12 protein-coding genes and 1 tRNA gene are annotated in these 14623 nt (G+C 72.0%); 4 read left to right on the forward strand and 9 right to left on the reverse strand.

What is annotated here, in order from left to right; genetic code table 11:
* Positions 1 to 239: 239 nt before the first annotated feature.
* On the reverse strand, positions 240 to 1199 hold the full coding sequence (locus DEI82_RS11005) for a type II secretion system F family protein (protein ID WP_111036786.1): 960 nt from the start codon (positions 1197 to 1199) through the stop codon (positions 240 to 242).
* A complete protein-coding gene (locus DEI82_RS11010) occupies positions 1196 to 2263 on the reverse strand; it encodes a CpaF family protein (RefSeq protein ID WP_111036787.1) in 1068 nt (355 codons plus the stop codon). The genes DEI82_RS11005 and DEI82_RS11010 overlap by 4 nt, the downstream gene beginning before the upstream one ends.
* A gap of 629 nt (positions 2264 to 2892) precedes the next feature.
* On the opposite strand from DEI82_RS11010, the gene acs reads away from it, so the two are divergent.
* The gene (gene acs, locus DEI82_RS11015) at positions 2893 to 4839 is read left to right on the forward strand and encodes an acetate--CoA ligase (protein WP_111036788.1); all 1947 of its coding nucleotides are present in this window, start codon (positions 2893 to 2895) and stop codon (positions 4837 to 4839) included.
* A gap of 236 nt (positions 4840 to 5075) precedes the next feature.
* Here the strand turns inward: acs and DEI82_RS16530 are convergent, their stop codons facing one another.
* Together DEI82_RS16530 and DEI82_RS16535 are read right to left on the reverse strand one after the other, a co-directional pair.
* Positions 5076 to 5537: a RidA family protein gene (locus tag DEI82_RS16530; protein WP_258368514.1), complete on the reverse strand. Its 462-nt coding sequence runs from the start codon at positions 5535 to 5537 to the stop codon at positions 5076 to 5078.
* Positions 5534 to 5692, reverse strand: a complete 159-nt coding sequence (locus tag DEI82_RS16535) for a DUF4177 domain-containing protein (protein ID WP_258370170.1) — start codon at positions 5690 to 5692, stop codon at positions 5534 to 5536. Before DEI82_RS16535 ends, DEI82_RS16530 begins: the two co-directional genes overlap by 4 nt.
* Before the next feature lie 50 nt (positions 5693 to 5742).
* On the opposite strand from DEI82_RS16535, the gene DEI82_RS11025 reads away from it, so the two are divergent.
* The 3 genes from DEI82_RS11025 to DEI82_RS11035 all read left to right on the forward strand — a co-directional run bounded on the left by DEI82_RS11025 (position 5743) and on the right by DEI82_RS11035 (position 9406).
* Positions 5743 to 8292, forward strand: coding sequence for a transglycosylase domain-containing protein (locus DEI82_RS11025; protein ID WP_111036789.1), 2550 nt, complete (start codon positions 5743 to 5745; stop codon positions 8290 to 8292).
* Positions 8289 to 9251: a metallophosphoesterase gene (locus tag DEI82_RS11030; protein ID WP_111036790.1), complete on the forward strand. Its 963-nt coding sequence runs from the start codon at positions 8289 to 8291 to the stop codon at positions 9249 to 9251. Before DEI82_RS11025 ends, DEI82_RS11030 begins: the two co-directional genes overlap by 4 nt.
* A gap of 78 nt (positions 9252 to 9329) precedes the next feature.
* Positions 9330 to 9406, forward strand: a tRNA-Pro gene (locus DEI82_RS11035).
* Positions 9407 to 9529: 123 nt separating this feature from the next.
* Here DEI82_RS11035 and DEI82_RS11040 read toward each other — a convergent pair.
* The 5 genes from DEI82_RS11040 to DEI82_RS11060 form a co-directional block, all read right to left on the reverse strand.
* On the reverse strand, positions 9530 to 10579 hold the full coding sequence (locus tag DEI82_RS11040; RefSeq protein WP_111036854.1) for an LLM class flavin-dependent oxidoreductase: 1050 nt from the start codon (positions 10577 to 10579) through the stop codon (positions 9530 to 9532).
* Between the two features lie 188 nt (positions 10580 to 10767).
* Positions 10768 to 11394, reverse strand: a complete 627-nt coding sequence (locus DEI82_RS11045; protein WP_111009475.1) for a thymidine kinase — start codon at positions 11392 to 11394, stop codon at positions 10768 to 10770.
* The gene (locus tag DEI82_RS11050; RefSeq protein ID WP_258370171.1) at positions 11394 to 12188 is read right to left on the reverse strand and encodes a response regulator; all 795 of its coding nucleotides are present in this window, start codon (positions 12186 to 12188) and stop codon (positions 11394 to 11396) included. Before DEI82_RS11050 ends, DEI82_RS11045 begins: the two co-directional genes overlap by 1 nt.
* On the reverse strand, positions 12175 to 13320 hold the full coding sequence (locus DEI82_RS11055; protein ID WP_111036791.1) for a hypothetical protein: 1146 nt from the start codon (positions 13318 to 13320) through the stop codon (positions 12175 to 12177). Before DEI82_RS11055 ends, DEI82_RS11050 begins: the two co-directional genes overlap by 14 nt.
* Positions 13317 to 14606: a sensor histidine kinase gene (locus tag DEI82_RS11060; protein ID WP_146242897.1), complete on the reverse strand. Its 1290-nt coding sequence runs from the start codon at positions 14604 to 14606 to the stop codon at positions 13317 to 13319. Before DEI82_RS11060 ends, DEI82_RS11055 begins: the two co-directional genes overlap by 4 nt.
* Positions 14607 to 14623: the final 17 nt, after the last annotated feature.

A 14623-nucleotide genomic window follows, 5' to 3' on the forward strand; every position in this document is an offset into this window, starting at 1 on the left:
GACCACCACCGCCCCCACCGGGTCGTCCGCCGGGCCCGAGCCCGCCGTGCGTCCCGCCGTGTCCGTCCCCCGTCGACCACCATCGTCGTTCCTCTCTGTCATGCACACATCGGTCATCCGGCACCCGGGCGGCCGTGTCGTCCGCCCGGGTCGACCGCGGGCCCCCGCCCGCGGTGTCGGCTCTGATCATCGCGGCCCAGCGTCGTCGCCCACGTCGCCGTCGCCCGGCTTGTGGACGATCACGTGACGGCGGCGATGGTGGACGACGCGATGCCGACGACGACCGGGACGACGCCGACGAGGACGAACGCCGGCAGGACACACAGCCCCAGCGGCACGACGAGCTGGGCGTTCAACCGCTCCGCCGCAGCCAGACGGTCGGCGACCACGCGACGTCGGACGTCCAGTGCGCTCGTGCGGAGCAGTGCCGCCGCGGGCACGCCCGCCTCCGCAGCGACGGCCAGGGTCTCGGCGGCCGCGCGGGCCTCGGCGTCCGGAGGCGGCACGACCGACTCGGCGACCACCCGTTCGGCGGTCGACCACGCCGCACCGCCCGAGACCGCGATCGCCCAGGTCTCGAGGACGAGCCCCGGCACGGGCCCGTCCGGCCGGGCCCGACGGACGAGGGCGGCAGTCCAGGCCCTCGCGAGCGCCACCAGCCCGACGGCGACGACGATCGACGCCCAACCGAGCGGTGTCAGGAGGAGGAAGCGCAACGCATCCGCACCCGAGAGGAGCCCGAAGAGCACGCCCACCAGCGGCAGCGCGAGGACGACACGAGCACTCGCGCGTGGACCCGCGAGCGCCACCTCCACGGCACGTTCGCCCTCGGCGACGTCGCGGAACGCCGCGGCGGCCGCGGCGAGCGCCGGACCGGCGGGCGCGCCGATGCGCTCGGCGACCCGCCACATCGCGGCCACCTGCGCCCAGGCAGGACCGGGCAGCCTGGCGATCGCCGCGACGAGGTCCTCGCCGGCGTCGCACGCGACGACGAGCGGTGCGATCGCGGGTTCCCGCGCCGCCACGATGCGCCAGGCACGGCGCGGTGCGAGCCCGCCGCCCACCAACGCCGCGACCCGTTCGAGCACGCGCGCCGTGGCGGTGGCGACCTCCGCGGGACGGTCGGGCGGACGGGCCTCCCGGGCCAGACGCGAGGCGGCGACACCGGAGGTCGTCGTCGCGTCGTGCGGGCCGGTCACTGCGCCGCCGCCGCCGCCGTCGGCGCCGTCTGACGGACGACCAGTCGGCCGCTTCCGTCGAGCGCCAGGGACGCGACCGCCTCGAGCCGCCGGGTCCCGGCGGTCCGTCCGACGTGGAACACACGCTCGAACGCGCTGACGGCCTGCCGCGCGAGCGCGTCCGATCCGAGCCCGGCGAGCGCGCCGAGGGCCTCGAGCCGCGCGGGGACGTCCGCCACGCCGTTCGCGTGCAGCGTGCCCGCGCCGCCGTCGTGTCCGGTGTTGAGGGCGCTCATGAGTTCCCGGACCTCGGCTCCGCGACACTCGCCGACGACGATCCGGTCCGGCCGCATCCGCAGGGCCTCGCGGATCAACCGGTCGAGCCCGATCGCGCCCGCACCCTCCGCGTTCGCCTGCCGGGCCTGCAGCGCGACGACGTGTGGGTGAGCGACGCGGAGTTCGGCGACGTCCTCGACCGTGAGGATGCGTTCGTGGTGCGGGACGAGTGCGAGCATCGCGCCGAGCAGGGTGGTCTTGCCGCTGCCGGTCGCTCCGCTGACGAGCACGTTCCGGCGCGCGCGCACGGCGTCCTCGACCTCGGTCCGGGCGACGCTGGTGAAGAACCCGGCCGCTTCGAGGTCCGACAGCCCGAGCTGCTCGGTGCTCGGCAGCCGGATGCTGATCGCGGTCCCGTGGTGGGCGATCGGACGGAGCACGACGTGCACGCGGATGCCGCCGACGTGGTGGACGTCCGCGCAGGGCGTGGACTCGTCGACGTGGCGACCGCCCAGCGCCACCAAGCGGACGGCGAGTTCCCGCGTGCGGGCCTCCGGGAGCACCATCCCCACCACGGATCGGAGTCGGATCCCGTCGTCGACCCAGACTCCGCGGCCACCGATCACCAGCACGTCGGTGATGTGCGGATCGGCGACGAGCGGGTAGAGCTCGTCGAAGTCGACGAGCCGGTCCGGACGGGGCCGGGAGTCGAGCAGCGGCGGTCCGTCGCTCGTCGTGGACGGAACGAACGGTGTCACGTCCTGCGTCCAGGCCACCCCGGGCGGACGCGGCGTCTCGGTGTCGTGCATGCCGCGGAACGGTACGCAGGCGCCGAGGGCGCCGATCGCTCGACAGCACCCGCGGTGGATGACTCCGAGGCGGCGCGACCTGTGGAGGAGGTATGTGACGAGCGCACCGACGGGACGCGATCTGTACCCCGTTGTGCGGGTGCGGTCCGCGCCCGCGGTCGTCGCGGCCCGGGTCGGGCGTACGGTGCCGCGAGGCACGACGAGCAGCGTCGACGACCGCTGTCGGTGCGAGGGTCAGCCGCTCGGCTCGGACGGGGATGGACCGCTGCGGCGACGTCCGCCGAGCCCCCAGACCGACCGTTCTGTGTACAGCGCGGCGATCGGGAGGCGTCCCGAGGGCCCACGGTCGCCCTCGACCGCGTCGACCCTCACCAGGAAGAGAAAGGGGCGGCACCAGTTGGGGGGAACGGGTGCCGCCAGACAACGGAGGATTGGGGGGAATCCCGACCGCTGCCCCCGGAAACGAGTCCGGTACCACCAGTGTACCCCACGACAACACCGTCGTGGGCGCACCGCGACCGTTCCGAGGGCAGTCTGTCCGCACCGACAGGATCGGAGGCGTGACGGTCGTCGTCCGCGGTAGTGTCCCGAACAGCCACAACCCGTCGCGACGATGCGAAAGGACGCCGATGCCCACTCCCGCCGAGTCCCCGGTCACGCCCCACGACGGGTTCCCCCCGTCACCGGAGTTCTCCGCGACCGCGATCGCGCAGCCCGACGTGTACGACGCAGCACGAGAGGACCCGGCGGCGTTCTGGGCCCGACAGGCACACGAGCTCCTCACCTGGCGGACTCCGTTCGCGCGGACCGTCGACACCTCGGACGCACCGTTCGTCCGCTGGTTCGAGGACGGCACGCTCAACGTCGCCGAGAACTGCCTCGACCGGCACGTACGGGACGGGCACGGCGAGCGGGTCGCGATCCACTTCGAGGGCGAGCCGGGCGACCGACGGGACATCACCTACGCGGAACTGACCGACGAGGTCCGCCGCGCCGCGAACGCCCTCGAGTCCCTCGGCGTCGGGGTCGGCGACCGGGTCGTCGTGTACATGCCGCTCGTCCCCGAGGCGGTGGTGACGATGCTCGCGGTCGCCAGGATCGGCGCCGTGCACTCGGTGGTGTTCGGCGGCTTCAGCGCCGAGAGCCTCCGCGCCCGGATCGAGGACGCCGGCGCGAAGGTCGTCGTGACGGCCGACGGCGGCTGGCGGAAGGGCGCGGTCGCCCCGCTCAAGCCCGCGGTCGACGAAGCCCTCGCCGGGGCGGGGACCGGATCGGTCGAGCACGTCGTCGTGGTCCGCCGCGGCGGGAACGCGGTCGGGTGGCAGGACGATCGCGACCTGTGGTGGCACGACCTCGTGCCGGCCGCCTCCCCGGAGCACGAGGCCCGGGCGTTCCCGGCGGAGCAGCCGCTGTTCATCCTGTACACGTCGGGCACCACGGGGCGCCCGAAGGGGATCGTCCACACGTCGGGCGGCTACCTGACCCAGGCGGCCTGGACGCACCGGAACGTGTTCGACATCCACGCTGACCGCGACGTCTACTGGTGCACGGCGGACATCGGCTGGATCACCGGCCACAGCTACGTCGTGTACGGCCCCCTGGCGAACGGCGTCACCCAGGTGCTGTACGAAGGCACCCCGGACGAACCGCGTCCCGGGCGCTGGTGGGACGTCGTCGACCGGTACGGGGTCACCGTCCTCTACACGGCACCCACCGCCGTCCGCGCGGCGATGAAGGCCGGGCGTGCGATCCCCGACGAGCGCGATCTCGGCTCGTTGCGGCTCCTCGGCTCGGTCGGCGAACCCATCAACCCGGAGGCCTGGCACTGGTTCCGGCAGGTCATCGGGCACGACCGCACGCCGGTCGTCGACACCTGGTGGCAGACGGAGACGGGCGCGATCATGGTGTCCGCCCTCCCCGGCGTGACGCGGTTGAAGCCCGGAGCCGCGCAGACGCCGATCCCCGGGATCAGCGCCGAGGTCGTCGACGACGACGGAGCGGTCGTGCCGCGAGGCGGGAGCGGCTACCTCACGATCACGGAGCCCTGGCCGTCGATGGCGCGGGGCATCTGGAACGACCCGGAGCGGTTCGTCGAGACCTACTGGTCGCGGTTCCCCGGCCGCTACTTCGCCGGTGACGGCGCACGGCTCGACGGCGAGGGCGACCTCTGGCTGCTGGGCCGGGTGGACGACGTCATGAACGTGTCGGGGCATCGCCTCTCCACCGCCGAGATCGAGTCGGCGCTCGTCGAGCACCAGGCGGTCGCCGAGGCGGCCGTGGTCGGCGCCGCCGACCCGACCACCGGACAGGCGATCGTCGCCTTCGTCATCCTGCGGGCGTCCGCCGACGATGTCGACCGGGAGGCCGTGGCCGCGGAACTCCGCACCTTCGTCGCCACGCGGATCGGTGCGATCGCCCGCCCGCGTCAGGTCGTCGTCGTGCCGGAACTGCCGAAGACCCGGTCGGGCAAGATCATGCGGCGGCTGCTCCGCGACCTCGCGGAAGGACGGGGCGTCGGGGACACGACGACGCTGGCGGACGCCGACGTGATGCGACGGATCACGGAGTTGCTCTGACGGACCGGTCGAGCCGGCCCGCGGAACGGGCACGGACCTCCCTGCTGCGGCGGGACCGCGAAGCGCACGCGTTGTCCGATCAACGACCGGATGGTGACGACGCGGCGCCCGCGCGGACGACGCTCTGACGGGCGGTCACCGCACCTGCGGCGATGAGCGGCGCCGTGGCCGGTCTCCCCCAACACACCGACCGGTCACGGCGTACCCGGCGTCGGTTCGCGGCGTCCCGGGCGGTGTCAGGCCGCGAGCTCGAGGACGAGCTCGATCTCGACGGGCGCGTCGAGCGGCAGCACCGCCACCCCGACGGCGCTGCGCGCGTGCACGCCGACGTCGCCGAAGACCGCGCCGAGGAGGTCCGACGCGCCGTTGACGACGCCGGGCTGCCCGGTGAAGGACGGGTCGGAGGCGACGAACCCCGTCACCTTGACCACGCGAGCCACGCGGTCGAGCGACCCGATCGCGGCACGCGCCGCGGCGAGGGCGTTGAGGGCGCACTGGCGTGCCTGGTCCCGGGCGACGTCCGCGGTGACCTGCGCGCCGACCTTGCCGCTGACCGGGAGCGCTCCGTCGACGAACGGCAGCTGCCCGGAGGTGTACACGAAGCCCTGGGCCACGACGGCGGGGACGTAGGACGCGACCGGGGCGGCGACCTCCGGCAGGGTGATGCCGAGTTCGGCCAGTCGTGCGTCGACGTTCACGCCGACGCCAGCGGACGCTTGAGGTACGCCACGAGCCCGCCCTCGGGACCCTGCACCACCTGCACCAGCTCCCAGCCGTCCTGGCCGAAGTTGTTCAGGATCGCCGTCGTGTTGTGGATGATCAACGGGGTGGTGAGGTACTCCCAGCGGGGCATGCGGCTCCTTGTCAGCTGGACGGTCGGGGGCATCATCTAGGCTGCATCCTATGTCTGCCCAGAGGACGAAGCCCGTCTCCGCCGTCGGCGCCCTGGTCGGTTTCGTCGGCTTCAGCGTGCTCGCCGGACTGCTCGTGACGATCGGGGTGACCCCCGCCATCGCCGTCGCGGGCGTCACGACGACGTCCACGATCGGCGTCTTCGAGTCGCTGCCGGAGTACATCGAGATCGGTGCGCTGCCTCAGCGGAATGAACTCTACGCGTACCAGGGCGGCAAGTCCGTGCAGTTCGCGACCGTGTACGACCAGAACCGCGAGGAACTGACGTACGACCAGATCTCCCCGATGCTCAAGGACGCCGCGGTCGACGGTGAGGACCGCCGCTTCTGGAGCCACGGCGGCGTCGACGTCGCGTCGTTGGTGCGCGCGGGTGTGGGCAGCATCGCCGGTGGCAGCCTCGGTGACTCCGGTGGGGCGTCGACGCTGACGATGCAGCTCGTCCGGAACATCAAGATGCAGCAGGCGCTCGAGAAGCCGACCAAGGCCGAGCAGCTGAAGGCCTACAACCAGGCCGTCGAACAGACGATCCCGCGCAAGCTCGAGGAGATGAAGCTCGCCATCGGTCTGGCGAAGAAGTACACGAAGAAGCAGATCCTCACCGCGTACCTCAACATCGCGTACTTCGGCGACAACACGTACGGGGTGCAGGCGGCAGCGCAACACTACTTCAACAAGAGCGCCACGAACCTCTCGCCGGTCGAGGCCGCGTCGATCCTGGCGATCGTGCAGTCGCCGAACACGCGGAACCTCTCGGACCCGAAGTACTACGACGCCAACCAGGCCCGCCGCGACGTCATCCTCAAGGCGATGTTCGCCGAGCACGACATCTCGAAGGCGGACCTCGACAGCGCCCTCGTGACGAAGCCCGCGGACTACGTCCACCTGACCCCGGCCACGCAGGGGTGCCAGGCGGCCGGTGGAACCGGCGCCCAGTTCTTCTGCGACTACGCCGTCAAGGTCGTCAAGGAGATGGACCAGCTCGGCGGGACCCAGGAGGAACGCGACGCCGCGTGGCGGACCGGCGGGTACAAGATCCAGACCACGCTCGACCTCGACCTCAACGGGCAGCAGAAGACCTTGCTCGACACGTACGACGACAAGGGCTCGACAGCGCTCTCGCTCGGGTCGACCTTCGACTCCGTCGAGACGTCCACGGGGCGGATCCTGACGATGGCGCAGAACAAGGACTACGACCAGTCCCCGACCTCGCCCCCGTCATCCACGAGCATCAACTACAGCGTCGACCACAAGTACGGCAACTCGATCGGGTTCCAGACCGGGTCGACGTACAAGCTGTTCACGCTCCTCGACTGGCTCGAGAACGGGCACGGCTTGTACGAGAGCGTCAACGGGACGCCCCACACGGTGAGCGCATGGCAGCACTGCGGGAGCACGCTGTACACCCCCTGGAACCCGAAGAACGACTCGCTCGGCGAACGCGGGTACTACTCGGTCGTCAACGCCACCGCCGAGTCGGTCAACGCGGCCTTCGAGTCCATGGCGGCCAAGCTCGACCTCTGCGACATCCGTGACGTGGCGCAGAAGCTCGGCGTGCACGACGCCGACGGCAAGGCGCTGAAGACCGTGCCCTCGTCCGTGCTCGGTGTGAACAACATCGCGCCCCTCACGATGGCGTCGGCGTACGCCACCGTCGCGAACAACGGCGTGTACTGCGCTCCGATCGCGATCGACGGCATCACGGACGCGAACGGCACGTCGCTCGGCGGCCAGACGAAGCAGTGCAAGCAGGTCATCGACCCGAGCGTGGCGCAGGCCGCGGTCTACGCGATGAAGCGCACGATCTCGAGCGGCACCGCGGTGGGCGCGCAGACGTACGACGGAGCCCAGCTCTTCGGCAAGACGGGGACCACCGACAACGCCGACCAGATCTGGCTCGTCGGCGGGAGCACCAAGGTCGTCACGGCCTACTGGCAGGGCAACACGGACGGCAAGCGGATCAGCCTCCGGCACGTGTACTCGCCCGCGAGCGGGACCACCCTCGCGTCGCAGCGCGCGTCCGTCTGGCGACAGGCGCAGACGCCGGTCAACCAGCAGTACGCACCCGGCGTGTTCACGGACCCCACGTCGTCCGCGATCAACGGGTCCTCCGTGAGCGTGCCGGACCTCAGCGGGAAGACGACGGCCGACGCCCAGACGACGCTCGCCGCGGACGGCTTCACGTTCGTCGACGGTGGCACACAGGCGGGGTCCGCCGCCGCGGGCACGGTGTCCTCGACCTCGCCCACCGCGGGCACGATGCTCTCGAAGGGATCGAGCGTCACGGTGTTCACCAGCGACGGGTCCCAGGCGAAGGTCCCCGCCGTCAAGGGCAGGACGTCGTCGGACGCCAAGGCGACCCTCGGCGATCAGGGCTTCACGTCCGTGACCGTGAGCGGCACCTTCCAGAAGGGCACGAACGGCCAGGCCTGCAAGGTCGCGTCGACGGACCCGGCCGCCGGGACCGCCGCGACGAAGTCGGCCCAGGTGACGCTCACGCTGTACGGGACGCCGGACGGCAAGGACCCGGGGAACTGCAAGTGACGCGCGGTCGCGGCGGCTCGGCCGCGCTCGGCGTCCTCGCGGTCGGCGCGGCCGTCGGCGTCGGGAGTGCGGCGTGGGGCACGCTCGTGGAGCGTCGGCGGTTCTCGATCCGGTGGGAGACCGTCCCGGTCCTGCCACCGGGATCACGGGACCTGACCGTGCTGCACCTGTCCGACATCCACATGGCGCCGTGGCAGTCCGACAAGCAGCAGTGGCTCCGTGACCTGAGCCTCGTCGAGCCCGACTTCATCGTGAACACGGGCGACAACGTCAGCCACCCGATGGCGAACGCGGCGGTGGAGTACGCACTCGAACCGTTCCGCGGCGTGCCCGGCGTCTTCGTCGACGGCTCGAACGACCACTTCGGGCCGAGCCCGCGCAACCCGCTCAAGTACTTCGGCGGCCCCAGCCAGCTCCGCAAGGACGTCGAACCGGTGCGCCTCGACGTCACGCGCCAGCACGCGTTCTTCGAGTCCCTGGGCTGGCTCGACCTGAACAACCGGGCACGTGCCGTCGAACTCCGCGGCTCACGCCTCGAACTGTTCGGGACCGGCGACGCGCACCGCGGTTGGGACCGCCTCGATCTCCTGCCGAACACCGTCGACGAGCTCCGCGAGAACGTCCCGTGGACGGACGAGCCGGGACCGGAGCCCGTGTCGATCGGCGTGACGCACGCGCCCTACCGCCGCGTGCTCGACGCGTTCGTCGCCCAGGGCGCGGACATCGTGTTCGCGGGACACACGCACGGCGGCCAGGTCGCGGTCCCCGGGTACGGCGCGCTCGTCACGAACTCGGACCTCCCCCGGCGCTACGCGAGCGGTCTGCACCGGTGGGAGAACCGGACGCACTGGTCCTGGCTCGAGGTCTCGGCGGGGATCGGGACGTCGATCTACGCGCCCGTGCGGTTCGCGGTCCGACCCGAGGCGGTCGTCGTCACGCTCACGGCGCGCACGGTCTGACCATCCGACGCGTGGTCTCGAACACCCCCGATCATCCGGTAGACTTCTGGGGTTGCTCCGATTCGGACAACCGCACCGCGGGGTGTGGCGCAGCTTGGTAGCGCGCCTCGTTCGGGACGAGGAGGTCGCAGGTTCAAATCCTGTCACCCCGACCACCACGAAGGGCCCGGCTCATGTGAGCCGGGCCCTTCGTCCTTCCGCAGGCAGGACCGCCGCTCGCGACCGGCCAGCCCCAGTCCGTCGGCCGCTCGCGGATGCGCGTCCGCGTGGCGGACGCGTCAGAGGGCGGAAGCAGCAGCCGACGCGGTCCGGGTGATCCGGCCCTCCCGGTGCAGCCGCATGACGGTCTCGAGCGCCTGGTGCCGGTACGGGGCCTGCGCGGCACCCGGCGCGATGATCAGGCCGTCGGCACCCGTCGAGTCGAGCAGGGACGACAGCTTGTCGGCGACCTCGTCGGCGGAGCCGTACGCCTGGCGGGCGATCCGCGCGGCGATGAACCGGCGCTCGAGCTCGTCGAACTGATGGGCCCGGGCCTCGTCCATGCTCACGGGCTGCGGCTTCGCACCCTGACGCATGCGGATGAACGAGATCATGCCCGGCGCGGACTGCTCGTCGACGACTCGGGGGTCCTCGTCGGTGACGACCTGGACGCCGATCATCGACCGCGGTTCGGACAGGAACCGCGACGGACGGAACGAGGACCGGTAGAGCTCCAGCGCCGCCTCGGTGTTGTCCGCGGCGAAGTGGTGCGCGAACGCGAACGAGACGCCGAGCACGCCGGCGACCTGGGCGCTGTAGCCGGACGACCCGAGCAGCCAGAACTCCGGCACGTCGCCGTATCCCGGGACCGCCTGGATGCGCGCGAGGGGGTTCGTGGGCTCCATGCCCGTGAAGAACCCGATGAGGTCGGCGAGGCGGTCGGGGAAGTCGTCGACGTCGAGCCGGTCGGTCCGACGGAGGGCCATCGCCGTCGCCCCGTCGGTACCCGGAGCGCGTCCGAGCCCGAGGTCGACGCGGTCGCCGTAGAGGGCACGGAGCGTGCCGAACTGCTCGGCGACGACGAGTGGGGCGTGGTTCGGCAGCATGACACCGCCGCTGCCGATACGGATCGTGGACGTGGCCGCGCCCACGGCGGAGAGCAGCACCGCCGGTGCGGACGACGTGATGCCGGGCATGCCGTGGTGCTCCGCGACCCAGAACCGCTCGTACCCGAGCCGCTCCGCGACGGTCGCGGTCTCCACGCTCCCCCGGAGCGCGTCACCGTTCGACTGCCCGTACTCCCGCGTCGCCAGGTCGAGGACGGACAGGTGCACGCTGGTGTCGGTCATGCCCACTGCAACGCCTCGTGGCGCCGCCGGATTCCCGGGAGGCACGGCTCGGGCCCACCCGCAGCGGGCCGCCACCGCGGCTGGATCCCGGGAGGCACGGCTGGGGCGCATCCGCAGCGGGCCGCCACCGCGGCTGGATCCCGGGCGGCACGGTGCGGTCGGACCGGCACCGCGCCTCCCGACCGACGTCAGTCGCCGTCGAGGACGCCGCCGGACTCGGTGAGGTAGCAGGTGGCGCAGAGCGACTCGTACGTCACGTCGGCGCCGTCGATCGCCACCTGCGACCCGGCGAAGACGAACACGCCGTCGACCTTGCGCGCGTTGAACACGGCCTTCCGGCCGCATCGGCAGATGGTCTTCAGCTCCTCGAGGGAGTGGGCGACCTCGAGGAGACGGCGGCTGCCCGGGAACGCCTCGGTCCGGAAGTCGGTGCGGATACCGTAGGCGAGCACCGGGACCTCGTCGAGGACGGCGATGCGGAGCAGGTCGTCGACCTGCCGGGGCGTGAGGAACTGGGCCTCGTCGACGAGGACGCAGCTCACCGGCCGCACCATGCCGTCGAGGGACGACGACATCGGGTCGGTCCCGCTCGCCGTGGCCACCGCGGCGCGCACGTCATCCGACCCACCGACGACGAGGTCGACGGGACGGGTCACGCCGAGGCGCGAGACGATGTGCCGGTCGCCCTTCGTGTCCACCGAGGGCTTCGCGAGGAGCACCCGCTGGCCCCGCTCCTCGTAGTTGAACGCCGCCTGGAGCAGCGCGGTGCTCTTGCCGCTGTTCATGGCGCCGTAGCGGAAGTACAGCTTCGCCACTACTGGAGGAACCCGTCCTCCGCCGCGCGCCGGATGAGATCGGACTTCTTCGATGCCGGCCGACCGACCTTGCCGTACTTCTCCCGCACGCGACGCAGGTACGTCTTGGCGGTCTCGTACTGCACGTTCATCTGCGCGGCGACCTCGTTCGTCGAGAACCCCGACACGTACAACCGGAGCGCTTCTTCCTCACCGTGGCTCAGCTTCGGCCGCTGGTGCGCGTTCGCACCGGTCGGCAGGGGACGCCAGTCGCGCTGCGGAGCGGCCTCACGAGCGACGCCCATGATGTCGCGGGCGATGTCCATGACCTCGCGCATCGGCAGCGACTTCGACAGGAACGCCGCGGCTCCGGCCTGCAGTGCACGGTCGCGGGACTCCCGCGTGTCGACGCTCGACAACACCACGACCTTCGCGCCGGCAGCACGGCAGGTCCGGACCCGGGCCTCGATCGAGACGGGTTCCTTGAGCTGGAAGTCGAGGAACACGAGGTCGGTCGGGAAGCTGTCGCTGTGCACCATCTCGAGCCAGCTGTGCGCGGTGAGCGCGAGATCGAAGTCGTAGGCGTTCACCGAGATCCAGCTCGACAGGCTGTCGAGGAGGACCTCGTGGTCGTCGAGGATCGCGAGCCGGACGCGCCGTGCGCTCTGCCCTGCTCCTTGACCCGGTGCCCCCTGAGCGGCGCGGGCGTCGCGCGCGGTGGCCGGCACGGACGTCGCTCCGGCGGGCCGGGCGTCGGCGGCAGGGAACCGCGCCGACTGCCCGTTGGTCAGCCTGTTCGGGTCAGTGCTGGTCATAAGAGAACCTTAGTGCGAGGGCGGAAGGACGGACCTCGACGTCGAGGTCCGGGAACGTCACGCGGAGGACGGCGAGGTACGGATCGAAGGCGCGGTGGATGGCGAGGTCCGTGGCTGCGACCGCGGCCTCGAGCGTGAAGCGGACGCGGCCGTCGTGGTGCGGGTCCGGCTCGATCCGGATCCGGACGCCCGCCGGGTCGACGGTGGACGCCCGGAGCACCGCGCGGACCGCCGTGCGGACGACCGTCCGCTGGTCGACGTCCATGCTGCGGATGAGTGCACCCGGATCATGGACGTGCGCGGCCTCGGCGTCGTCCGCCATGAGCGCCTGCTCGAGCCAGGTGCGATCGGCCTCGGCGACCATGACGCGGCGGATGCCGTCGGCGATGGAGCGCGCGCGGGCACGGTCGGCGTCGGTGATCGCCTCGCGCCTCCGGAGCTGTTCGAAGAACGGGATGACGTCGCGCGCGAGGATGGTCACCCGGTCCTGCTGGACGCTGCGGGCGATGCCGTCCCGCTCCGCGCGCTCGACCGAGTACGAGGCCGCGCGGATCTGCACCCGTTCGGCGAGACCGACGAACGTCCACGCGAACGTCACGGCCGCGGTCGTGAGCACGACGGTGGGGACGGCGGCGAGCACGGCCGACACCGCGACCGGCACGCTGGACGGGAACGCGGCGGCCACGGCCCCGAACGCCACGGCGTCGACGACCGCCAGGACCACCCCGCCGACGAGGACGTCGCGCCAGGGCCGGTAGGGCGCCATCACGAGGATGCCGACGCCCGTGACGAGCGGCATGAAGTCGTTCGCGGCGTCCCGGTCCGGGCCCCACTGCGCCGCGACGCTCGCGATCGACGCCGCCGCGAGGAGCGCGGTGTAGGCGACGAACGCCCCGCGCGCGAACGGCGCACGGAACGGACTCGTCGCGAACGCCGAGACACCGGCAGCCGCCGCGACGAGCAGCACGGTGAGCGCGGAGAGCGTGGGACTCCCCGGTACGTCCCGGGCGACGATGGAGGCCACGAGCGCCCAGACGACCGAGGCGGCCCCGGTCACGAGGGCGAGCGGGCGGGACCCGAGTGCGCCGAGCGGGTCGTACTGCTGCGGGGTCCGAGCGGGCTCGCGGCTCACGAGGCCGACCTGAGCCGGCCGTCGTCTCCGGCGGGGAACGAGGGTGCCGAGACCGCGCCGGCGCGCCGCGCGTCACCCTCGGCGGCACCGCGTCGGCCCGGACCGAAGGGCACGGACATCATGACGCTGGTCCCGCTGCCGGGCGAGGACCACACCTGCACCTCACCACCGACGCGATCGATCCGCTGCCGCACGGAGTTGCGGAGACCGAGGCGGTCGGCGCCGGTCGTCCGCTCGTCGAAGCCCCGGCCGTCGTCGACGACCATCACGGTGCACATGAGGCCGTCGTCGAACACGCTGACTTCGGCGCGATCGGTACCGGCGTGTTTCTGGACGTTCGTCAGGCACTGCGCGAGCGCACGCGCGAGCGCGGCCGCGACCGGCTGGTCCAGCCGGGCGGTGACGCCCGGGTCGCCGGTCAGGTCGACCTGGAGGCCCGCGGACCGGCACTCCTCCACCGTCCGGTGGACCACGTCGTCGTCCGTCACGGCTCGTCCCTGCGCATCGGCGTCCCGGCCCGCGTCCGGCGCCGCCAACCACTCGTGTCCGGTGAGCATCGCGAAGTCCTCGTCGACGGTCCGGGCGAGGGTGGCGTCCATGGGGCCCGCGGGGGCGAGGGCGATCGCGTTGAGGTGGTTGAGGACCGTGTCGTGGAGGATCGCCGCGGCCTCGAGCTCGATGCCCTGCCGGTACGTCGACACGTGCTCCTCGCGCGCCGACCGCAGCAGCTCGGGTTGGACGCGCTGCAACCGCGCGGTCAGCCCCGTGGCGACGCCCACGATCCCGACGACGAGCCCCATGGTCACCCACGCGAGCAGGGTCGGCACCACCTGACCGATCACCTGGGCGGTGCCGATCAACGTCGCGAGGTGACCGACCGAGAACCCGAGGATCGACCACGCGATCACCCGTCCCGTCGACGTGCTCGCCCCACCCACGAGGACGAGCGGGATGACGGCGAGCGACAAGAGGTACGACTCGATCCAGGTGGGCGCGCCGAGGCCGCTCGCCACGACGATCGTGAACCAGTACGAGCACGCGCCCCCCACGAGCAGGAACGCCGCCGCAGAGCGCCACGTACCGATGCGTGCGTGGACGGCGATCATCACGGTCGTCGGGACGAGCGCGAGCACCGCGAGTCCGACGCGCGGCGACCCCATGACCGCGCCGTACAGCCCGAGGACCGCGACGAGTGCGACCAGTGCTGCGAGGGCGGCAGCGTGGAACGCCCGCACCAGCGACCATGCGTTCACGCGCGGCGCGAGGTGCGTTGGAATCCCGAGCATCGGTGCCGTCCCTTCCG

It is taken from the genome of Curtobacterium sp. MCBD17_019 (assembly GCF_003234555.1).
GTDB lineage: Bacteria > Actinomycetota > Actinomycetes > Actinomycetales > Microbacteriaceae > Curtobacterium.

Coding starts and splice junctions, on each gene's coding strand:
- DEI82_RS11050 (WP_258370171.1), bottom strand. CDS start 12,188: ATGACCAGCACTGACCCGAACAGGCTGACCAACGGGCAGTCGGCGCGG.
- DEI82_RS11025 (WP_111036789.1), top strand. CDS start 5,743: ATGTCTGCCCAGAGGACGAAGCCCGTCTCCGCCGTCGGCGCCCTGGTC.
- acs (WP_111036788.1), top strand. CDS start 2,893: ATGCCCACTCCCGCCGAGTCCCCGGTCACGCCCCACGACGGGTTCCCC.
- DEI82_RS16535 (WP_258370170.1), bottom strand. CDS start 5,692: ATGCCCCGCTGGGAGTACCTCACCACCCCGTTGATCATCCACAACACG.
- DEI82_RS11060 (WP_146242897.1), bottom strand. CDS start 14,606: ATGCTCGGGATTCCAACGCACCTCGCGCCGCGCGTGAACGCATGGTCG.
- DEI82_RS11040 (WP_111036854.1), bottom strand. CDS start 10,579: ATGACCGACACCAGCGTGCACCTGTCCGTCCTCGACCTGGCGACGCGG.
- DEI82_RS11010 (WP_111036787.1), bottom strand. CDS start 2,263: ATGCACGACACCGAGACGCCGCGTCCGCCCGGGGTGGCCTGGACGCAG.